The organism is Photobacterium sp. DNB22_13_2 (assembly GCF_052873915.1).
The window spans coordinates 59,850-80,484 of record NZ_JBNNXU010000017.1 but is presented as its reverse complement, the minus strand read 5'-3'; the positions used below and the strand labels follow the sequence as shown (position 1 = coordinate 80,484).

Here is a 20,635-nt window from a genome sequence, read left to right as displayed (position 1 = left end):
ATGTATAGCCCTTCAGCTCAAGCCTGACAAGCGTTTAGCCTTTAAAGCTCGGTCTGCAGCAAGCCATTCGTGAGAGCCTTTAAGGTTTGGTATACTCGATAGATAACAGTCTGCAGTCAGAGCAAAAAGGATAAAACAGTGCAAACGTATTTAGTTGGCGGGGCTGTTCGTGATGCCCTGCTTGAATTGCCAGTGAAAGACAAAGACTGGGTGGTTGTAGGGGCAACTCCGGAGCAAATGCTGGAGCAAGGTTACAGCCAAGTTGGCAACGACTTCCCGGTCTACCTACACCCGAAAACCAAGCAAGAGCATGCCCTTGCCCGCACCGAGCGTAAGTCCGGCCAAGGCTATACTGGTTTTACCTGCTATTCAGCGCCGGATGTCACTCTGGAGCAAGATCTAATGCGCCGCGATTTGACCATCAATGCCATAGCCCAAGCGCAAGACGGCTCCCTGATTGACCCCTATCATGGCCAGCAAGATCTCGCATTGCGCCAACTTCGCCATGTCTCGCCCGCCTTTGTCGAAGATCCACTAAGAGTTCTGCGCGTTGCTCGCTTTGCCGCCCGTTTTGCCCATCTGGGCTTTACCGTCGCCCCCGAAACCATGGCGCTGATGCAGGATATGGTGGTCGCCGGCGAGTTGTCCGCGCTAACCCCTGAACGGGTTTGGGTCGAATGGGAAAAATCATTGCAGTCAGACAACCCTGAGATATTCCTTAAGGTTCTGCGCCAGTGCGGTGCCCTCGCAGTGGTCATGCCTGAAATCAACGCCTTGTTCGGTGTTCCCCAGCCAGAAAAATGGCACCCGGAAATCGACTGCGGTATCCATACCCTGCTGGTCGCAGAGCAAGCTGCAGGTCTTAGCACTTCGACAGTGATCCGCTTTGCCGCCCAGGTCCATGATCTAGGAAAAGCCCTGACCCCGAAAGAAGAGCTACCGAGCCACAAAATGCACTGCCAAACCGGACTCGGTGCGATACGCAAGCTATGTCAACGTCTACGGGTACCCAATGAGTACCGTGACATCGCATTGATGGTCTGCGCCCAGCATACCAAGTTACATTTTGCTGCCGAGCTGCGCCCAGCCACCTTCATCAACATCTTTGATCAAATCGATGCCTGGCGTAAGCCTGAGCGGGTGGCACAACTGGCGATCTGCTGTCGGGCAGATGTGCGTGGACGTACTGGTTTTGAAAATGACCCGTACCCACAGGCCGATATCTTCGAGGGTGCCTTTGCTGCCGCCCAGTCCGTCGACGTAAAACCCATTGTCGAAACTGGGTACAAAGGCAAGGAAATCAAAGAGCAACTGGCCTTGAGGCGCGCAGATGCGGTGACAGCGGTACTGACCACATTACGCCAGCAGATGAATTAGACTCCAGCCAACTACAAAATAAAGAAAAAAGCCCGGCAATAGCATTGCCGGGCTTTCTGTATCAATTGCTGATCGCGAAATTACTGAGTGACCAGAAACGCAATCAGACCAGCACCAAGCAACAGGCGGTAAACCACAAACGGGAACATCCCCAAACGAGTGACGAGCTTAAGGAAAGCATGGATACACGCGTATGCACTGACAAAAGAAACCGCAATACCAATCATCAAGGCATCAATCTGAATCGGCGCACCACTTACCACCAACTTCATACTGAGGTAACCGCCGGCCAGCAGAATAATAGGGATCGACATCAGGAACGAGAAACGCGCTGCCGCTTCACGGGTGAAGCCCAGGTAAAGCGCCGCCGTCATAGTGGCACCAGAACGAGACGTCCCAGGGATCATCGCTGCAGCCTGCGCCAGACCGATAAACAGCGAGCGTTTCCAGTCAGCCTGGTATTCATCATCTTTCTGCATAGCACGCACATCCACCCACCACAGCAACAGGCCGAAGAAGATGGTGGTACAGGCGATCACCCACGCTGAGCGCAGATAGATCTCGATGATATCTTTCATGAACAGACCAAAGATACAGGCAGGAATAGTGGCTAACACAATCATCCATGCTAGCTTGGACTCGGCGCTATGTTGCTTTTTGAAAATAGATTCAATCCAAGCCGACAGCAGAGCAACCACTTCCTTACGGAAGTACCAGATCACCGCGGCCAATGTACCAACATGGACAGCTACATCAAACGCCAACCCCTGATCATCCCACCCCAGAATGGCAGAAGGCAAAATCAAGTGAGCAGAACTCGAAATCGGCAAAAACTCAGTCAAACCCTGGATAAGGGCCAGCACAAAGGCTTCAAAATAACTCATAACTATCCCTAAACAACAAAATGATGCTCAACAGGCCAAAGGGCCTGTTCAAAACGAGAAGCATGCCAAAGCTCGGTGACCGTGCGGCCATCACCAGGGATCACCAGGTGTGGGCACAGCTCCATCAAGGGCAACAACACAAAGGCAAACTTATATATATCGCTACGTGGAAGAACCGGGTAAGCGTCCTGTACGGTGTCCCCGTATAGGAGGATGTCCAGATCCAAGGTACGACTTTGGTTTTTGACCGCATTGGGTGAACGGCCGTGCTGCAACTCTAGCTGCTTCAGCGCGTGCAGCAGTGTATCCAAAGACAAAGACGTTTCGATGACAGCGACACAATTAAAAAAGTTCGGCCCGCTAAACCCTACCGGTTCAGCTTCATAAATGGTCGACACCTTCATCCCCGAGCCAAGCAGACTGAGGCCAGCCAAACCGGCCTGGAGATAGCGTTCGCGATCAATGTTTGAGCCAAGGCTGACATAGACCGTGGTCACTTGCTTCCTCGCTCAATCACAACCCCCACACCGCGGGCATTAGCCACCGCTCCGGGCTTGGTAACACGTACCTTAATCCATGGCACAGAGAACTGGGTCATGATCAGGTTAGCTATTTCTTCCGCCACCCGCTCAACCAGCAAAAAACGGCCATTTTGAATATGTTCTGTCACGGCATCGCTTACCGCCGCATAGTCAAGGGCATAGGCGACATCATCACTTTGTGCGGCAGGACGATTGTCGTGCGCCATTTCCAAATCAAGCACCAATTTCTGCTTAATTTCCTGTTCCCAGTCATACACACCAATGGTGGCGATGACTTCTAGATGTTCGATAAATACTGAATCCATGTTCAATCGCTAATTTTGTTAGAGGTCGGATACCTAATTTGAGCAAAAACGCGTATTATCAGGTCGTAATCGTCAATATACTATGATCTTGATTTATATGATCATCGTGTTGCCTATCGGCGTTGGCTGAGCACTATACCATATGCCGGCCCATGCATCATGGCTGACGACCGATAAAATCGGCGGCTTAAGGCCACTAGTGACAGGACCTTGCATGACACCACTTGTACTCATGATCATTATCGGCGCTTACCTACTGGGCTCAATCTCCAGTGCCGTTCTGATCTGCCGCCTGTATGGCCTGCCTGATCCGCGTGAAAACGGTTCTGGTAACCCCGGAGCGACCAATGTCTTGCGTCTGGGCGGACGCGCGGCAGCCGCTAGCGTGCTGGTGTGCGATATCCTCAAGGGAATGCTGCCGGTATGGTTTAGCTACTTTATCGGGGTCAATCCATTCATGCTGGGGTTCATCGGGATCGCCGCGTGCCTCGGTCATATCTATCCGATCTTCTTTCATTTTCGGGGGGGGAAAGGGGTGGCAACAGCTCTAGGCTCACTGGCTCCCATCGGCTGGGATTTAAGCGGCTTGCTGATCAGTACTTGGGTGCTGACCGTGTTGGTGACCGGTTATTCTTCGCTGGGCTCCATGGTCACGGCCCTTGCCGCGCCACTCTTTACCTGGTGGGTCAAACCCGAATACACCATGCCAGTGGCCATGCTGTCATGCCTTATCGTCTTACGTCATCACGACAACGTTCGTCGCCTAATGGAAGGTGAGGAAAGCAAGATTTGGAATAGATTCCAGCGCAAAAACAAAACAACCCCGCCACAAGACTGAGTTACAGCTTGCCGCAGGGTTGCTTATCTAATCGATTTATCTTCTAAGCCGCTTTTATTCGCCTTGAATCGGCTTAAGCTGGTCGATAGGCCAACGTGGGAAAGCTTTCACCCCCAAGTCCATCGTCTCTTGGTTTTTCAGGCGCTGCATACCGGCAAAGGCGATCATCGCCCCGTTATCTGTACAGAATTCGGTACGCGGGTAGAAAACCTCACCCCCCATCTTCGTCATCATGACCTCCAGCTGCTCACGCAAGTGCTTGTTGGCACTTACACCGCCGGCAATCACCAAGCGCTTGAATCCCGTCTGCTTGAGGGCTCGCTTACATTTAATCGCCAAGGTATCGACTACGGCTTCCTGAAATGCGTAGGCAATATCTGCGCGAGTCTGATCGTCATCATCATTGGCGCGGATGGTGTTCGCGGCAAACGTCTTCAGACCAGAAAAGCTAAAGTCCAGCCCTGGGCGGTCGGTCATCGGGCGCGGGAATTTAAAGCGACCAGCCGTGCCTTTATCTGCCAAACGCGACAGCAACGGACCGCCAGGGTAATCCAACCCCATCAGCTTGGCGGTTTTATCAAACGCTTCACCGGCTGCATCATCGATCGATTCGCCCAAGATTTGATACTCGCCAATGCCTTTGACTTCTACCATCATGGTGTGACCACCCGACACCAGCAGTGCCACAAACGGGAACTGAGGCGGGTTATCTTCCAGCATTGGGGCTAGCAGGTGACCTTCCATATGATGTACCGCAACAGCGGGTAAGTCCCAAGCATATGCTAAGCTACGGCCGATCGTTGCCCCGACAAGCAATGCACCGACTAGACCTGGGCCCGCGGTGTAAGCCACACCGTCTAAATCTGCAGGCGTCAAGCCGGCATTGTTAAGCGCTTCCTTGATGAGCGGAATCGTCTTCTTGACATGGTCACGGGAAGCCAGCTCAGGAACAACACCACCGTAGTCGGCGTGCAGTTTTACCTGACTGTAAAGCTCGTGTGCCAATAGGCCTTTTTCATCATCGAAAATAGCCACACCTGTTTCGTCACAGGAGGTTTCGATGCCCAGTATACGCATAACAACCTCTATACTTATGGTAATTGGGGGCCATACTACCGCCCTTGACAGAAATTAACCAGTTCAGGGTTGCAGAATGCTTTACAAATGCCCCCAGATCAGATTAGAATTTCGCACCATTTTTAATCAGCTGATACTTTAGTGAACATCAGCATTAACCGAATCACTCTGAGGTGAGTATTACATGCCAGTAATCAAAGTACGTGAAAACGAACCGTTTGACGTAGCACTACGTCGTTTCAAGCGCTCTTGCGAAAAAGCAGGTATCCTTTCTGAAGTACGTCGTCGTGAACACTTCGAAAAGCCTACTACTGTACGTAAGCGTGCGAAAGCAGCGGCAGTTAAGCGTCACCTGAAGAAATTGGCTCGCGAAAACGCGCGTCGCGTTCGTCTGTACTAATCTGTCTGATTAACAGAAGGAACGTGTTATGACTCTGATTGAACGTCTAAAAGACGAACAAAAAGCAGCGATGAAAGCCAAAGACAAACCTCGTCTTGGCACGATTCGCTTGGTAATGGCTGCCATTAAACAGCGTGAAGTTGACGAAAAGATCACTCTTAACGAAGACGACGTGCTGGCAGTATTGACCAAAATGGTAAAACAGCGCCGTGATTCTGTTGCTCAATACGAAGCAGCCAATCGCCAAGATCTTGCTGATGTTGAGCTTGCTGAAATCACAGTACTGGGAGAGTTCATGCCACAACCACTGACCGACGACGAAGTCGCCGCTCTGCTGGATGAGGCAATTGCAACAACCGGTGCTGCCAGCATGCAAGACATGGGCAAACTGATGGGCGTGTTGAAGCCACAAGTTCAGGGTCGTGCCGATATGGGTAAAGTTAGCCAGTTGGTGAAAGCCAAGCTAGGTTAATTCCTACCCTATTTCTGCAACAAGCCGTGCTATCCGGTTCCGGACTGCGCGGCTTGTTCGTATTCAGCTTCCCGTCAATTATATTTCTACGATGCCAAATCAAAGTGCTATCATCAGCGATAACACTTTGATTTGGCACCCCCACACGCAGTAGGTAACACCACGCTATGGCAGGAAAAATCCCACGTACATTTATCGATGATCTCATCTCCCGGCATGACATCGTGGATATTGTGGATGCCAGAGTTAAGCTCAAGAAACAGGGCAAGAACTTTGGCGCCTGCTGTCCGTTCCACAACGAAAAGACCCCCTCATTCTCTGTCAGCCAGGAAAAGCAGTTCTACCACTGTTTTGGTTGCGGTGCCCACGGCAATGTTCTCGACTTCGTCATGGAATTCGACCGTCTGGAATTTGTCGAGGCGATCGATGAGCTAGCATCGCAACTTGGCCTCGAAGTACCGCGCGAGCAAGGCAGCGGTGGCGGCCAGCCTGCCGCCCGCAGCAAAGAAAAGCTCGGCTTGTACGATATGATGGGGCAGATCTCCCAGTTCTACCAAAGTCAGCTACGCACCCAGGAAGGTGAGGTTGCGATCGACTACCTCAAAGATCGCGGGCTATCCGGCGAGGTCGTCAAAAAGTTTGGTATCGGCTTTGTGCCGGATCAATGGGATCAGGTCCGTAACCGTTTTGGCCGCGACATGCAGGCCCAGCAGGCGCTGGTCAGTGCCGGCATGCTGATCGAAAACGACAACGGCCGCCGCTATGACCGATTCCGTGGCCGGGTCATGTTCCCGATCCACGACCGCCGTGGCCGAGTGATCGGCTTCGGGGGCCGGGTACTGGGGGACGGTACACCCAAATACCTCAACTCACCGGAAACCCCGATTTTCCATAAGGGCCGTGAGCTCTATGGCCTATACGAAGTCCTACAAGCCCACCGCGAACCGGAAAAATTACTGGTAGTAGAAGGCTATATGGATGTTGTTGCCCTGGCCCAATTCGGGGTCGACTATGCCGTTGCTTCGCTGGGCACCTCGACCACCGGCGATCACATCCAGATGATGTTCCGCCAGACCGGTACCGTGGTATGTTGCTACGATGGCGACCGAGCCGGCCGTGATGCCGCGTGGCGTGCAATGGAGCAAGCCCTGCCCTACCTCAACGACGGCCGCCAGCTCAAGTTTATGTTCCTGCCCGATGGCGAGGATCCCGATACCTATATCCGCCAGTACGGCCAAGAAGGGTTCGAGCAGCAAGTCAACCAGTCGATGAACCTATCAGACTTCATGTTCACGACCCTACTCCAGCAAGTCGATACCAGCAGTAACGAAGGCAAAGCCAAGCTCAGTACGCTGGCAGTGCCGCTTATCGACAAGGTACCGGGCGGTACCCTGCGGCTATATTTACGTGAGATGCTGGGCAGAAAACTGGGATTACCCGACGAAAGCCAGTTGCAACAGCTAATCTCTAAACAGGGGGCCGACGCACCAAAGAAAGTTGGCCAGCCTGAAATTAAGCGCACCCCGATGCGGGAAGTGATCGCGTTGCTCATCCAGAACCCAGGATTTGTCAATAGCCTAGAATTTGATATGGCGGCATTTGAAGGAATTGATGTTGCTGGACTAAATTTATTGATAACAGTAGTTGAAAAATGTCGGGCAAACCCCAATGTTAGAACTGGACAACTTCTAGAGGGTTGGCGCGGAAGCAAAAGCGAAGGGATGCTGGCTCGTCTAGCGGCCTGGCAGCTACCTCTCGCCAAGGAAGAGGACAACACTCTAGATGTTTTTCTTGACGCAATGGACAAAGTCATTGACCAGTGCGTTAAACAACAAATCGAAAAGTTGCAGGCTAAATCGAGAACCGTCGGCTTATCAGTCGAAGAGAAGCGGGAATTGCAGTTGCTGATACTCAACCGTCCCGGCTAGTAAGTAGTCATCAATTAAGAAATTTGTTATAATTATCGGTTTGCATATCTGCATACTACTATTCTCAATCAGACCCTAAGTTGGATATCGTCTATGGAGCAAAATCCGCAGTCACAGCTAAAGTTACTTGTTGCTAAAGGCAAGGAACAAGGCTATCTGACCTACGCCGAAGTAAATGACCACCTACCAGAAGACATCGTTGATTCTGATCAGGTGGAAGACATCATTCAGATGATTAATGACATGGGTATTAAGGTGGTTGAAACTGCCCCTGATGCCGATGATCTGATGATGACAGAAGACAATGCGGACGAAGACGCGATTGAAGCCGCGGCCCAGGCCCTCTCAAGTGTTGAAAGCGAAATTGGCCGCACCACTGACCCAGTACGTATGTACATGCGTGAAATGGGTACAGTTGAACTCCTTACCCGCGAAGGCGAGATTGATATCGCGAAGCGCATTGAAGATGGTATTAACCAGGTTCAGTGCTCTGTTGCCGAATACCCTAGCGCCATCGCATACTTGCTTGAGCAGTTTGACAAGGTAGAAGCCGAGGAGCTTCGCCTGACAGATATCATTTCTGGTTTTGTTGACCCGAATGAAGAAGCAACCGCAGCACCAACAGCCACGCACATCGGCTCTGAGTTAAGCGATGCAGATCTTGAAGATGAAGACAAAGATCTGGAAGAAGACGAAGACGAGGATGACGAAGAAGAAGATACTGGTATTGATCCAGAACTCGCGCGTGAGAAGTTTAATGAGCTGCGAATTGCCTATGACGACATGGCATTGGCGATTGACACCCACGGCCGTCAGGATCCAAAAACAGCCGTAGCCGTTGATGCTCTTTCTGATATCTTCAAGCAATTCCGCCTGATCCCTAAACAGTTCGATAAGCTTATCAGCTCACTGCGTGAGTCGATGGATAAGGTTCGCACCAACGAACGTCTGATCATGCGTATGTGTGTCGATAACAGCAAGATGCCGAAGAAAACCTTTGTCGGCTTTTTTGCCGGTAACGAATCCTCTTCAGAGTGGATTGACGAAGCGCTGAACTCTGGTAAGCCTTACGCAGAACGCCTGAAGAACTACGAAGAAGATCTTCGTCGTGCGACGACCAAACTGCGTATTCTGGAACAAGACACAGGCTTGTCCATTGAGCGTATCAAAGACATCAGCCGCCGCATGTCAATCGGTGAAGCGAAAGCTCGTCGTGCGAAGAAAGAAATGGTTGAGGCTAACCTGCGCCTGGTTATTTCGATTGCCAAGAAGTACACCAACCGTGGTCTTCAATTCTTGGATCTAATCCAGGAAGGTAACATCGGCCTGATGAAAGCGGTCGATAAGTTCGAATACCGCCGTGGTTACAAGTTCTCGACTTATGCGACATGGTGGATCCGTCAGGCTATCACTCGTTCGATTGCTGATCAGGCACGTACTATCCGTATCCCGGTTCACATGATTGAGACAATCAACAAACTGAACCGTATCTCTCGCCAGATGCTGCAGGAAATGGGCCGTGAACCATTGCCGGAAGAGCTGGCCGAGCGTATGCAGATGCCGGAAGACAAGATCCGCAAAGTACTGAAGATTGCCAAAGAGCCAATCTCAATGGAAACCCCTATCGGTGATGATGAAGATTCGCACCTAGGTGATTTCATTGAAGATACTACGCTTCAGCTACCAATGGATGCAGCAACGGCAACCAACCTGCGTATGGCAACCAACGACGTACTGGCTGGCCTGACACCACGTGAAGCCAAGGTACTACGTATGCGTTTTGGTATCGATATGAACACTGACCACACCCTTGAGGAAGTAGGTAAGCAGTTCGACGTTACTCGTGAGCGTATCCGTCAGATCGAAGCCAAGGCATTGCGTAAGCTACGCCACCCAAGCCGCTCAGATGTTCTGCGCAGCTTCCTGGATGAATAACCACGCATCCTGACACGATCGATACAAACGGGCCATCGGGCCCGTTTTTTTATGTCTTTCGTTTACACCATCAAGTACTTACCTTGTGTTGCCAACGAGAATAAGTAAACATTGTTAACTGCCTAAAAAGCAAGCAAAACAAACACTTTAATCACTAGACAAGCCCACAGCCTTCCCATATAATTTCACCCATTCGGCCCCTTAGCTCAGTGGTTAGAGCAGGCGACTCATAATCGCTTGGTCCCCAGTTCAAGTCTGGGAGGGGCCACCAAATTAAAAAAGCCTGATGAGGAAACTCATCAGGCTTTTTGCTGTTTGCTCCACAAACCCTTCTGTCTATTTGCGATTTCCATCGGCTGCTGTATGTCATCAGAGATGAAGCCATCCCATTCGTAGCGCAACCCCGCTCACACTTGCTGAAACCTTAACCAACTAACCGCTTATGATTTATTTTTCCCTCCTAAATAAATCATCAATTGATAAGAAACAAAAAAAATCTGTGAAATATGTAGATAATCTCAGCTTCTCTTTGAGTAGGCGTTAAAAATTTGCGCGTTATCACAAGGTGATTAAACAGATTGACTATGCTAATATACGCCCCTTGTGTGACCAGCCGATTTATGTCAGGCCGACACACAAGCGTCATTCAGCTACAGTATACTGATGACATCTTGCCAATAACCCTCTCGGTGTTAAAGGCAGCTTTGGCTCACAAGAGATGCCTTACAAAAGCAACTCAACTGCTTTTGTAAGGCAATATTTTTGAAAAATTTGTATTGTCACAGACGACAACTGGAGTGACGTTGCATTTGTTTGACGTTCGCCACACTTTGTAGGCGTATTTCAACATCAATCGCACGTTTTTTCAGGTATAACCTGTGACTCAAATTTCCCATGGGTAAAAGTTCGTCCGGAGACCATTCTCAATGAAAAAGACCAAGATCGTATGTACGATTGGACCTAAAACAGAATCTGTAGAAATGCTTACTAAGCTAGTTGACGCTGGCATGAACGTAATGCGCCTTAACTTCTCTCACGGTAACTTCGAAGAGCATGCAGCACGCATCACTAACTTCCGTGAAGTAATGGCCAACACTGGTAAGCAACTTGCGATTCTTCTAGACACTAAGGGTCCAGAAATTCGTACTATCAAGCTTGAAGGCGGTCAAGACTTTTCTCTGGTTGCTGGTCAGGAGTTCACGTTCACAACTGACACTTCTGTAATCGGTAACCAAGATCGCGTGGCGGTAACTTACCCTGGCTTCGCTAAAGACCTGGCAAAAGGCAACACTATCCTTGTTGACGACGGCCTGATCGAAATGGAAGTACTAGAAACCACAGAAACTGAAGTTAAGTGTAAAGTACTTAACAACGGTGACCTAGGTGAAAACAAAGGTGTTAACCTACCTGGCGTTTCAGTAAACCTTCCTGCACTATCTGAAAAAGATAAAGCTGACCTAGTATTCGGTTGTGAGCAAGGCGTTGACTTCGTTGCGGCTTCTTTCATCCGTAAAGCGTCTGATGTTAAGGAAATCCGTGAGATCCTTACTGCAAACGGCGGCGAAAACATCCACATCATCTCTAAGATCGAGAACCAGGAAGGCGTTGACAACTTCGACGAAATCCTTGAGCTATCTGACGGTATCATGGTTGCTCGTGGTGACCTAGGTGTTGAGATCCCAGCTGAAGAAGTTATCTTCGCTCAGAAGATGATGATCGAGAAGTGTAACCGTGCTCGTAAGATGGTTATCACTGCAACTCAGATGCTTGATTCGATGATCAACAACCCACGTCCAACTCGCGCAGAAGCCGGTGACGTAGCGAACGCCGTAATGGACGGTACTGATGCAGTAATGCTATCTGGTGAGACGGCGAAGGGTAAATACCCTGTTGAGTCTGTTTCTATCATGGCTCAAATCTGTTCACGTACTGATGGCGCACTGAAAGCTGAACTAGGTTCTCGCCTAGACAGCCCACGCCTACGTATCACTGAAGCGGTATGTAAAGGTGCAGTAGACACAGCTGAGAAACTAGCTGCTCCACTAATCGTTGTTGCAACTGAAGCGGGTAAGTCTGCACGTTCAGTACGTAAGTACTTCCCAACTGCAAACATCATCGCAGTAACAACTAACACTAAGACGGCTGCACAGCTAGTTCTTACTAAAGGTGTTACTCCAGTTGTTGTTGAGTCTATCGACAACACTGACGCGTTCTACACTTGCGGTAAAGAGATTGCACTGAAAACTGGCCTAGGCGTTAAAGGCGATATCGTTGTTATGGTATCTGGCGCTCTAGTTGCTTCAGGCACAACTAACACAGCTTCTGTACACGTACTATAAGTGTCATTTCGCTGATTGTTAAAACGGGAGCTTCGGCTCCCGTTTTTTATTCCGTTCGGTCATAGCATCCCTGCTGGTTTCCTAACCAATCGCATCAATGATCTGTGGTGACCTCTCACAATTATGAAACTTAGCAATCGCTCTCCACTTTTTTCCTCGATATACTTCACCATGCAGTATACCCCCAAGACATACCCCCTCTAGGTTACTCTTTGCGGATAACACTGTGCATTTTGCGCTGAATTAACACAATGAGGAAGAACGTGTCCAGCCCTACCCTTGCCGATAAAGTCATGGAAATGATCCGCCAGGATATATTGACTGGTGAATTGTCCCCCGGCCAAAAACTGGTTGTTGCCGACCTGAAGCAACGATACGACGTCGGCGCCTCCCCGATACGTGAAGCCCTTGTCCAACTGGCATGGCGTAAATACGTGCATTTCGCTCCACAGAAGGGATGCTGGGTTGCCAACGTCTCGGCAGCTGAGCTGGAAGATCTGTTCAATACCAATCAAGAGCTCTCGAAGATCCTACTAAAACGTGCCATTGAGCACGGGGATGAGACTTGGGAAATCAATATCCTCACCAGTTTTCACAAGCTGAGTCGATTAAATCCGGCACAAGCCGACACAGACTTTTGCGAATGGGAGCAACGACACAGCGACTTCCACCATGCGCTGCTAGCAGGTAGCCAGTCACCAACGATGTTGGCGTTATATCGCCAGGTATATGAGCAAATCGAACGCTATCGCCATATCTGGGTCAGTCGCTACCGCCAGTATGAAGAGCGCTACCACGACAATGGCGAGCATGAGGCCATGATGAAGGCGGTACTGGACCGTAATACCGAACAGGCGCTAGCAATTATAGCGACGCATTCAGAGCGTGCCTTAGAAATGATTAAAGGTGATCTGGAGTAGTCACACAAGCACTACCAGAAGATCTCCTTGTGGTGAGTATTAAGCACTAATACCGCCAGTAAGAAATACAAGGCGCTGACATTGAAACCGAGCAACAACAGGCCAAGTACCGTCAGCCTTGCCAAGAATTTATGATTCATCGCTTCCCCCTAGTGCCATACTACCCAGTTGGCACCTAGCCTTATTAGACTTTAGTCTAATAAGGCTAGACTTTCAGGGAGGCAAAAAAACAAAACCCGGTGAAAGCACCGGGTGTTTTATACCTAAGACATTCTCTCGATCGACGATTAGGCCTTAAGCGCTCGTTCACCTCTTGCGATACCGACCACACCACTGCGGGCGACCTCGATAATCTCGGTCGCTTCTCCGACTGCCGAGATAAAAGCATCAAGCTTCTCACCCGTACCGGCTAGTTGAACGGTATAGATCTGGCTGGTCACATCGACAATTTGGCCACGAAAGATATCGGCAGTCCGTTTGACTTCCGCTCGGGCAAAACCGCTTGCTTTGACCTTGACCAGCATCAGCTCACGCTCGAGATGCTCGCTCTCGGTTACATTACTGACCTTGAGGATATCAATCAGCTTATGCAGCTGCTTCTCAATTTGCTCCAATGCTGCATCTTCAACATTGGTGGTAATGTTCAATCGAGATAAGGTGGAATCATCGGTAGGGGCAACCGTCAAAGACTCAATGTTATAGCCGCGCTGGGAGAACAGCCCCACTACCCGTGACAATGCGCCCGGCTCATTTTCAAGAAGTACTGATACAATCCTGCGCATATTAAGTTCTCTCCGTTTTACTCAGCCACATTTCGCTCATTGACCCACCGCGGATCAACATTGGGTAGACATGCTCGGTCTCATCGACGCTGATATCAATAAACACCAGCTTATCTTTCATCGCCAATGCTTTCTCCATCTCTTCTTCCAGTTTATTCGGATCGGAAATACGTACCCCGACATGGCCATAAGCCTCTGCAATCGCGGCAAAGTCCGGCACCGAATCCATGTAAGAATGGGAATGACGACCTTGGTAGATCATATCCTGCCACTGTTTCACCATGCCCAAGAAACGGTTATTCAGGTTGATAATTTTAACCGGGATATCATACTGCAATGCCGTAGACAGCTCCTGGATGTTCATCTGAATACTGCCATCACCCGTTACACATACGACCTCGGCATCAGGCAGGGCAAATTTCACCCCCATTGCTGCGGGAAGACCAAACCCCATGGTGCCAAGACCACCGGAGTTCAACCATCGACGTGGTTTATCAAACGGGTAATATAGCGCAGCAAACATCTGGTGCTGGCCGACATCTGAAGCCACATAGGCATCACCGTCTGTCAGCTTGTGCAGAACCTCAATCACCTCCTGCGGCTTGATACGTTCGCTATCCTTGCTGTAGCTAAGACATTGACGACCACGCCACGACGCTATCTCACTCCACCAGCTATCAATCGCCGCATCGTCATTGTGGCCGCTTTGCTCATCGAGCATTTTCAACATACAGTTAAGTACCGTATCAGCGGAGCCGACAATAGGAATATCAACTGCAATCGTCTTGGAGATAGACGACGGGTCGACATCGATATGCATGATGGTGGCATTCGGGCAGTACTTCTCGACGTTATTGGTTGTACGGTCGTCAAAACGCACGCCGATACCGAAGATCAAATCCGAGTTATGCATCGCCATATTGGCTTCATAGGTACCGTGCATCCCCAGCATACCCAGATTATTCTTGTGTGTGCCTGGGAATGCACCCAGGCCCATCAGGGTATTAACGACCGGAATATTCAGACTTTCGGCCAACTGTATAAGCTGCGGGCTACAATCTGCCATGATCGCACCACCACCAACGTACAACACTGGTTTCTTGGCGGCGAGCAAAGCTTTTAAACCACGCTTAATCTGTCCCTTGTGACCCTGAGTGGTCGGATTATACGAACGCATCGCAATAGACTCAGGATACTTATATGGATAACTCTCGGCGGGATTGAGCATGTCTTTGGGAATATCAATGACAACCGGGCCAGGACGGCCACTAGAGGCAATATAAAAGGCTTTCTTGATGATCTCAGGAATATCTTCCGGCTTTTTCACCAAGAAGCTGTGTTTGACGACAGGGCGAGAAATACCCACCATGTCACACTCCTGGAAGGCATCGTTGCCGATGAGATTACTCATAACCTGGCCTGAGAACACGACCATTGGAATGGAGTCCATATACGCAGTTGCAATACCAGTGATTGCATTGGTCGCTCCCGGACCGGATGTCACCAGTACTACCCCGACATCACCAGTAGCTCGGGCATAGCCATCAGCCATGTGGACTGCTGCTTGCTCATGGCGCACCAGCACATGCTCAATATCACTTTTCTCATGTAGCGCATCATAGATGTCGAGTACTGAACCGCCAGGGTATCCGAAGATATGTTTCACGCCTTGATCGATCATCGAACGAACAATCATATCGGCGCCGGACAACATTTCCATATTTCTGCCTCCAGGTCGCGTATACCACCCTGCATAGCTAATTCATTCCTGGTCGTCGACTAGCGGCCTGATACCGACGGCTTGGCTGGAGGAGCAAGCAGCAGGAGATCAGCACGGGTTGCGCTAGCCCACAACCGGAATACAGCAGCCAAATATTCATGGCCACCTCAATTAGCTATACAGGCTGATATAACATAGTTAGGGCTTATTTTTAGCCTAATAAAATGAAATCATGCTTTCACGCTATGTCATCTGCTCAGAGTCATAACCCAAGCAGTAATCCGCAACAACTGTAACGTTTTTTTATCAACCAAGTCTATTGGTCTAAAGCAGTTAACAAGTTTCGGCTGAAATGAGCAAATATCCATCAGGATAATCGCTAAAAGACTGTGAATTTACGGTATATATTCTCGAAAAATCAACTTAAACCGAAAGGTTTAACTGCTCAAACCAGCTGACCAGCTAAGTCACGAAAGGCTCCCAATAGCAGCATCGATGTAAGCGTAATTAACAGGGCCAATTGGCAGATATAAAAAAGGAGAGCCGAAGCTCTCCTTTTCCAATCCGGTTGGCGCTGAGTATTATTTACTCGCCGCCTTGTGGCTTTCTTCGTACATACGCTCGATTTGCTGGTGATAGCGATCATGGATCACCTTTCGGCGTAGCTTCTGGGTCGGCGTCAGCTCCCCCTTATCCATCGAGAACGCGCTCGGCAGCAGGGTGAATTTCTTCACCTGCTCAAAACGGGCCAAGTCTTTTTGCAATTCAACCACCCGCTTTTCAATCAACTCGATGATCTGGCTATGTTTGACCAGCTCCATCCGATCTTGATACTTGATGTTCAGCTCGCGGGCATGCTCTTCAAGCGTTTCAAAGCAAGGTACAATCAGGGCAGATACGAACTTACGCGTATCGGCAATCACCGCGATCTGCTCGATAAAGTGATCTTTACCAATGGCGCCTTCAATCACCTGCGGGGCAATATACTTACCGCCGGAGGTCTTCATCAGCTCCTTGATACGGTCAGTGATAAAGACATTACCTTCCTCATCAATATGGCCCGCATCACCGGTTTTCAGGAAGCCGTCCTCGGTAAAGTTCTTGGCGGTTTCATCCGGCATGTTGTAATAGCCGCGCATCACCATCGGGCCACGCACCAAGATTTCGTTGTTTTCGCCAATCTTCACTTCGGCGCCCGGCATTGACATACCGATTGAATCTGGGTTGAAGCACTTGTCATCCCAGCATGATACCGTCGCCGTGGTTTCCGTCATACCATAACCCAGCTTGACGTTGATACCGATAGCATGGAAGAAGCGGCCGATGCTCTCATCCAACTTGGCTCCACCGCACGGCATAAACTTGATGTTGCCGCCAAGAATGGTGCGTAGCTTCGACAATACTAGCTTGTCAGCCAGGGCGTGGCTCTTTTTCAGTATCCAAGATGGCTCACGGCATTCTTGGCGTGCCAGGGCCATGCGAGCGCCCATATTGACCGCCCAGGTAAAGATAACCTTGCGCTGGAAAGGTGCACGGGCAACCTTGTCGTGGACGGTAGAGAAAATCTTCTCGTAAACCCTTGGCACAGCCGCCATGACATTCGGCTTCACCTCGGCCAAGGCTTCTTTAAGCAGGTTGGTATCAGACAGGTAGCAGTTCACCCCTCCACGGTGCAATACATAGAAGGTCCATGCACGTTCAAAAACATGCGACAGGGGAAGGAAACACAGCGACACATCGCCCTCTTCCAGTGCCAGCTTCTGGTCGTGGCCTTCAAGTTGTGAACCGATGTTGGCGTAATCGAGCATCACCCCTTTCGGCGTACCCGTGGTGCCCGAGGTGTAAATCAAGGTCAGCAGATCATCCATTGCCGCGTCATCCAAACGCTGGGCCAAGACGTCTTGCGTCGCTGTCTCAGCTGCCGCCACAAAATCCTCAAAACGGATCACCAGCGGATGCTCAGTCAGGCTTTCAACGTCACCCATCACCACGATATGTTCAAGCTCAGGGCAATCCCCCGCGACAGAAACAGCAGCATCAAGCTGAGATTGCTCGCCAACAAACAGGATACGGAGCCCGGCATCATTAATGATGTATGCGGCTTGCTGTGGGGTATTGGTTGGATAAATTGGGACAGTTATAGCTCGGTTATATAAGGTTGCGAAGTCAGCCACTGTCCATCGCGGCATGTTGTTGGAGAAGATACCGACCTTATCTTGGACATTCAGACCATGTCCAACCATAGCCAACGCGAGCTGTTGGATCTGCTCGCCGAACTCACTCCAGCGGATATCCTGCCATTGACCTGCCACTTGGTGGCGTAATGCAACCTGATCACCTAAACGTTCAACTTGAGAACGAATACGGTTGACGATATGAAATTCACGTTTAGCCATAACTACTCTGCCATTCGGGCTTACACCTGTAAGCCTATTCCGCTGGGGAGTCTACCCGTGACGTAGGGAGAAAGGCAACTCTGTGACCTCACAAAATCCCCATTTACCTGGTACGACCAGAACTGAAAAGCCAGATATTACAAAGGCTCTACCTTTCCCTAATAGCGTGGCTACAAAATGTAAGGAAATACGTCTAACTGACCGTCAACTAATAGTATAACGGCATAATCTGACTCATTATGAAAAACAGAAGCCAGCAATCGCTGGCTTCTGTTCAAAAAAGATATTCATTCCTATTAGAAAGAGCTGTCACCACACACGGCTAGTAGCTGGTCACGCATCCAGATATGGCCTTTGTCCTTTTGTGATGACTCGTGCCAGCTGAGGTAACCCGAAATCTTGGCCGACTCCACAGGAAGTGGCAAAACCTTCAACTGCTGGCTGGCGGCAGTCACATTAGCAAGCCAGCGTGGTACTACGGCAATCAGCTCAGACTGGCTAACGACATACATAATGTTGCTCAGGCTTGCCCCTTGATAAGCTTCCTGATAGCTAGCATGGCTGTTGTAGATATGATCGGCAAACATCTTCACCCCAGGGATCGACTTCATAATTGCATGCTGCTCTTGGGTGAATTCTGCTTCAGTAATGCTCTCACCAATACGCGGGTGATTACCGGCAGTCACGACGACCAGCTCATCGCTAAATAACTCGGTACTGCAGAAGCCTGGCTCATCGAAACGTACATAATCGATCACAAAGTCGATATCTTGGTAGCGCATTTTCTGAGTCAGCTCGGCATCCAGTTCGGCTTCAACCTGTACACGGACGCAAGGTGCCTGCTCAGCCACATTGCTCAAAATACGAGGCGCAAAACGCATATCAGACGGGCTACAAACAGCCAGCTTGAAGGTGCGGGTCGATGTCTCCGGCGAAAAGATAGAGGAGGGCAATTCGTTTTTCACCAACTGCAGCGCCTGGCGAAGCGGACCGAATAGCTGCTTGGCACGTTGAGTAGGTTGGATCCCACGACCATGGCGGATAAACAGCTCATCGTTGAACATCACTTTTAATCGCGCAACGGCATTGCTCACTGCCGGTTGGGACATACCCAGGTTGTGCGCTGCACGGGTAATATTTTGCTCCTGCATAACCGCGTCAAACACGGTCAGTAGGTTTAGATCAACACTACGTAAGTTGGATTCCATTTTATACCCATCAGCAGGGTGAATAGATGAATTTCTGCGTGCCATTATTTGCCTCTATAAATTACCGTTATGGGGCAAAATCCGTTATGCCGCCGGTGAATAGTTGGGCAATCCGATGCCTCTGAAAACTGACTCCCTCTTGCGGGGTGAGGCCAGTATGTTTCAAATAGATTGACGAAATAAATAGGCGAGCATCAGCAAATTGATGCAGTTATATATAAAAAACTGAATTCAGAATACAAACACAAACAATACATAGGCTTAAGGCTGATATAAAAAGATCTAAAATATCTATAATTAAAATAAAGCTATAATTATAAGCAAAATTAAAAAGTTAGAAGAAAGAAAAAAGGGCCTAAATAGGCCCTTTAACTAACAACAAGCCCACAGATGTTAAAACGTCGTTATCGGCGATTTATAGTTATTGGCGTCATGATTGGTATACCATTCAACCATTGCCTCTTCGACGACCTCTGGGTACTCCACCTGCTCCCACAGCTGCTGCCATAATTCATCACAGTTATGCCAGTTCCCCGTTAGCACCCAGCGTGCGATAGCCGTTGCCACATCTGGTATTATCACCCGGCCGACAGAGTCACTGTCCAGCCAGTTTCTCACCGCAGCGGGATCGAGGTAGCTCATTGAACTGGCCAGCCCCATCATTTCTAAAGTCATAACATTACTGATTTGCTCATATTGGCCATACAATGGTTTGAGCAGCAGTCTCTTGCCCAAGTTCATCGCCTCTGAAGGTAGCTCGAATCCACCGTTGGCTATCACTCCGCGGCAAAGGTGCAACCGATGGTGAAAACTATCCCGGTTAAGTCTGCGGATACTGACATTGCCATACTCACTGTCATGGCTAGCCTCGGGGTGGTAACAATAGAAACGGACTTGGGTAAAACGGGTAAGCAAATCAAGCACCGCCTGAAGGTTCTCGAAAGGCAGGTAAACCAACACCGATTGCTCGCTGTCTTGCGAGACTTCACTCATCGGCACAATCGGCGGCAAGATCATCTGATTGAAGTGGAACCAATGGACGCCCAACTGCTGAGCCGTCGGGGCAAAGCGGCGCAGTACCATACTATCAAACCAAGTCTGCCCCTGGGTCGGGATGTCATGCAAAAAAGCGTTTTGGTGGCTGATCCCGATACTGTGAATTTTCTGTTTTTTCGCCGCCCAAGCCGAGACTGGCTCAAAATCATTAAGTACCACATCATAGGCCGATAAATCGAGGTTGCGAACATCACGTAAGAACGTCGCTGAATGATTACTGGTGAGAGTTTTCCAACGGCTTACCTCACCATTTTCAGTGGCAAAGGTCAGCCCGCGCCGGATTTTGAAATCACCAAAGCACTCCATATCAAAATAGCGGTTATCAGGGCGACCTGAAAACAGGAAGTCGACATCAGCCCCCAATGTCGAAAATGCCCGGGCCATTTCGCGAGCCCGTGAAATATGGCCATTACCAGTCCCTTGGACACCATAAAGGATCTTCATCTATTAACTGCT

At 49.7% G+C, this 20,635-nt stretch carries 18 protein-coding genes and 1 tRNA gene; 9 read left to right on the top strand and 10 right to left on the bottom strand.

Features of this window, described 5'->3' with window-relative positions; genetic code table 11:
• The first annotated feature begins 138 nt into the window (after positions 1 to 138).
• Complete coding sequence (locus tag ACVA58_RS20730) at positions 139 to 1,377, top strand: multifunctional CCA addition/repair protein (RefSeq protein WP_446512267.1); 1,239 nt, start codon at positions 139 to 141, stop codon at positions 1,375 to 1,377.
• Positions 1,378 to 1,457: 80 nt separating this feature from the next.
• On the opposite strand, the gene ACVA58_RS20725 is transcribed toward ACVA58_RS20730, so the two are convergent.
• The 3 genes from ACVA58_RS20725 to folB are packed head-to-tail and all read right to left on the bottom strand — an operon-like array spanning position 1,458 to position 3,108.
• A complete protein-coding gene (locus ACVA58_RS20725) occupies positions 1,458 to 2,261 on the bottom strand; it encodes an undecaprenyl-diphosphate phosphatase (protein WP_446512266.1) in 804 nt (267 codons plus the stop codon).
• An 8-nt stretch (positions 2,262 to 2,269) separates the two neighbouring features.
• Positions 2,270 to 2,758: a 2-amino-4-hydroxy-6-hydroxymethyldihydropteridine diphosphokinase gene (folK, locus tag ACVA58_RS20720; protein WP_446512265.1), complete on the bottom strand. Its 489-nt coding sequence runs from the start codon at positions 2,756 to 2,758 to the stop codon at positions 2,270 to 2,272.
• Positions 2,755 to 3,108, bottom strand: a complete 354-nt coding sequence (gene folB / locus ACVA58_RS20715) for a dihydroneopterin aldolase (RefSeq protein WP_446512264.1) — start codon at positions 3,106 to 3,108, stop codon at positions 2,755 to 2,757. The genes folK and folB overlap by 4 nt, the downstream gene beginning before the upstream one ends.
• Before the next feature lie 214 nt (positions 3,109 to 3,322).
• Here folB and plsY point away from each other — a divergent pair, with 214 nt between their 5' ends.
• The gene (plsY, locus tag ACVA58_RS20710; RefSeq protein ID WP_446512263.1) at positions 3,323 to 3,946 is read left to right on the top strand and encodes a glycerol-3-phosphate 1-O-acyltransferase PlsY; all 624 of its coding nucleotides are present in this window, start codon (positions 3,323 to 3,325) and stop codon (positions 3,944 to 3,946) included.
• A 54-nt stretch (positions 3,947 to 4,000) separates the two neighbouring features.
• Here plsY and tsaD read toward each other — a convergent pair whose 3' ends face one another.
• On the bottom strand, positions 4,001 to 5,023 hold the full coding sequence (tsaD, locus tag ACVA58_RS20705; protein WP_446512262.1) for a tRNA (adenosine(37)-N6)-threonylcarbamoyltransferase complex transferase subunit TsaD: 1,023 nt from the start codon (positions 5,021 to 5,023) through the stop codon (positions 4,001 to 4,003).
• Positions 5,024 to 5,207: 184 nt separating this feature from the next.
• On the opposite strand from tsaD, the gene rpsU reads away from it, so the two are divergent.
• The 7 genes from rpsU (at position 5,208) to ACVA58_RS20670 (ending at position 13,017) form a co-directional block, all read left to right on the top strand.
• Complete coding sequence (gene rpsU / locus ACVA58_RS20700) at positions 5,208 to 5,423, top strand: 30S ribosomal protein S21 (RefSeq protein ID WP_005301411.1); 216 nt, start codon at positions 5,208 to 5,210, stop codon at positions 5,421 to 5,423.
• Between the two features lie 28 nt (positions 5,424 to 5,451).
• The gene (locus tag ACVA58_RS20695; protein ID WP_446512261.1) at positions 5,452 to 5,895 is read left to right on the top strand and encodes a GatB/YqeY domain-containing protein; all 444 of its coding nucleotides are present in this window, start codon (positions 5,452 to 5,454) and stop codon (positions 5,893 to 5,895) included.
• Between the two features lie 167 nt (positions 5,896 to 6,062).
• Positions 6,063 to 7,823: a DNA primase gene (dnaG, locus tag ACVA58_RS20690; RefSeq protein ID WP_446512260.1), complete on the top strand. Its 1,761-nt coding sequence runs from the start codon at positions 6,063 to 6,065 to the stop codon at positions 7,821 to 7,823.
• Between the two features lie 93 nt (positions 7,824 to 7,916).
• On the top strand, positions 7,917 to 9,758 hold the full coding sequence (gene rpoD / locus ACVA58_RS20685) for an RNA polymerase sigma factor RpoD (RefSeq protein WP_446512259.1): 1,842 nt from the start codon (positions 7,917 to 7,919) through the stop codon (positions 9,756 to 9,758).
• 195 nt (positions 9,759 to 9,953) lie between these two features.
• Positions 9,954 to 10,029, top strand: a tRNA-Ile gene (locus ACVA58_RS20680).
• A gap of 655 nt (positions 10,030 to 10,684) precedes the next feature.
• Entirely contained in the window at positions 10,685 to 12,097 is a 1,413-nt protein-coding gene (pykF, locus tag ACVA58_RS20675; RefSeq protein ID WP_446512258.1) for a pyruvate kinase PykF, read from the top strand.
• Between the two features lie 293 nt (positions 12,098 to 12,390).
• Positions 12,391 to 13,017: a GntR family transcriptional regulator gene (locus tag ACVA58_RS20670; protein ID WP_446512312.1), complete on the top strand. Its 627-nt coding sequence runs from the start codon at positions 12,391 to 12,393 to the stop codon at positions 13,015 to 13,017.
• Between the two features lie 11 nt (positions 13,018 to 13,028).
• On the opposite strand, the gene ACVA58_RS20665 is transcribed toward ACVA58_RS20670, so the two are convergent.
• The 6 genes from ACVA58_RS20665 to ACVA58_RS20640 form a co-directional block, all read right to left on the bottom strand.
• The gene (locus ACVA58_RS20665; protein WP_275937938.1) at positions 13,029 to 13,157 is read right to left on the bottom strand and encodes a hypothetical protein; all 129 of its coding nucleotides are present in this window, start codon (positions 13,155 to 13,157) and stop codon (positions 13,029 to 13,031) included.
• 147 nt (positions 13,158 to 13,304) lie between these two features.
• On the bottom strand, positions 13,305 to 13,799 hold the full coding sequence (gene ilvN / locus ACVA58_RS20660) for an acetolactate synthase small subunit (RefSeq protein WP_255043053.1): 495 nt from the start codon (positions 13,797 to 13,799) through the stop codon (positions 13,305 to 13,307).
• A 1-nt stretch (position 13,800) separates the two neighbouring features.
• The gene (locus ACVA58_RS20655; RefSeq protein WP_446512257.1) at positions 13,801 to 15,519 is read right to left on the bottom strand and encodes an acetolactate synthase 3 large subunit; all 1,719 of its coding nucleotides are present in this window, start codon (positions 15,517 to 15,519) and stop codon (positions 13,801 to 13,803) included.
• Between the two features lie 581 nt (positions 15,520 to 16,100).
• Positions 16,101 to 17,915 carry an AMP-dependent synthetase/ligase gene (locus ACVA58_RS20650; protein WP_446512256.1) on the bottom strand — a complete coding sequence of 605 codons (1,815 nt, stop codon included), beginning with the start codon at positions 17,913 to 17,915 and terminating at the stop codon, positions 16,101 to 16,103.
• A gap of 296 nt (positions 17,916 to 18,211) precedes the next feature.
• Positions 18,212 to 19,168: a transcriptional regulator LeuO gene (gene leuO / locus ACVA58_RS20645; protein ID WP_446512255.1), complete on the bottom strand. Its 957-nt coding sequence runs from the start codon at positions 19,166 to 19,168 to the stop codon at positions 18,212 to 18,214.
• Between the two features lie 348 nt (positions 19,169 to 19,516).
• Positions 19,517 to 20,623, bottom strand: a complete 1,107-nt coding sequence (locus tag ACVA58_RS20640; RefSeq protein WP_446512254.1) for an MJ1255/VC2487 family glycosyltransferase — start codon at positions 20,621 to 20,623, stop codon at positions 19,517 to 19,519.
• Positions 20,624 to 20,635: the final 12 nt, after the last annotated feature.

Excerpts from the sequence above, each read along its gene's own strand:
- ACVA58_RS20725 (WP_446512266.1), bottom strand. The coding sequence starts at position 2,261 with ATGAGTTATTTTGAAGCCTTTGTGCTGGCCCTTATCCAGGGTTTGACT.
- folB (WP_446512264.1), bottom strand. The coding sequence starts at position 3,108 with ATGGATTCAGTATTTATCGAACATCTAGAAGTCATCGCCACCATTGGT.
- plsY (WP_446512263.1), top strand. The coding sequence starts at position 3,323 with ATGACACCACTTGTACTCATGATCATTATCGGCGCTTACCTACTGGGC.
- tsaD (WP_446512262.1), bottom strand. The coding sequence starts at position 5,023 with ATGCGTATACTGGGCATCGAAACCTCCTGTGACGAAACAGGTGTGGCT.
- rpsU (WP_005301411.1), top strand. The coding sequence starts at position 5,208 with ATGCCAGTAATCAAAGTACGTGAAAACGAACCGTTTGACGTAGCACTA.
- ACVA58_RS20695 (WP_446512261.1), top strand. The coding sequence starts at position 5,452 with ATGACTCTGATTGAACGTCTAAAAGACGAACAAAAAGCAGCGATGAAA.
- dnaG (WP_446512260.1), top strand. The coding sequence starts at position 6,063 with ATGGCAGGAAAAATCCCACGTACATTTATCGATGATCTCATCTCCCGG.
- rpoD (WP_446512259.1), top strand. The coding sequence starts at position 7,917 with ATGGAGCAAAATCCGCAGTCACAGCTAAAGTTACTTGTTGCTAAAGGC.
- pykF (WP_446512258.1), top strand. The coding sequence starts at position 10,685 with ATGAAAAAGACCAAGATCGTATGTACGATTGGACCTAAAACAGAATCT.
- ACVA58_RS20670 (WP_446512312.1), top strand. The coding sequence starts at position 12,391 with ATGGAAATGATCCGCCAGGATATATTGACTGGTGAATTGTCCCCCGGC.
- ACVA58_RS20665 (WP_275937938.1), bottom strand. The coding sequence starts at position 13,157 with ATGAATCATAAATTCTTGGCAAGGCTGACGGTACTTGGCCTGTTGTTG.
- ilvN (WP_255043053.1), bottom strand. The coding sequence starts at position 13,799 with ATGCGCAGGATTGTATCAGTACTTCTTGAAAATGAGCCGGGCGCATTG.
- ACVA58_RS20655 (WP_446512257.1), bottom strand. The coding sequence starts at position 15,519 with ATGGAAATGTTGTCCGGCGCCGATATGATTGTTCGTTCGATGATCGAT.
- ACVA58_RS20650 (WP_446512256.1), bottom strand. The coding sequence starts at position 17,915 with ATGGCTAAACGTGAATTTCATATCGTCAACCGTATTCGTTCTCAAGTT.
- leuO (WP_446512255.1), bottom strand. The coding sequence starts at position 19,168 with ATGGCACGCAGAAATTCATCTATTCACCCTGCTGATGGGTATAAAATG.
- ACVA58_RS20640 (WP_446512254.1), bottom strand. The coding sequence starts at position 20,623 with ATGAAGATCCTTTATGGTGTCCAAGGGACTGGTAATGGCCATATTTCA.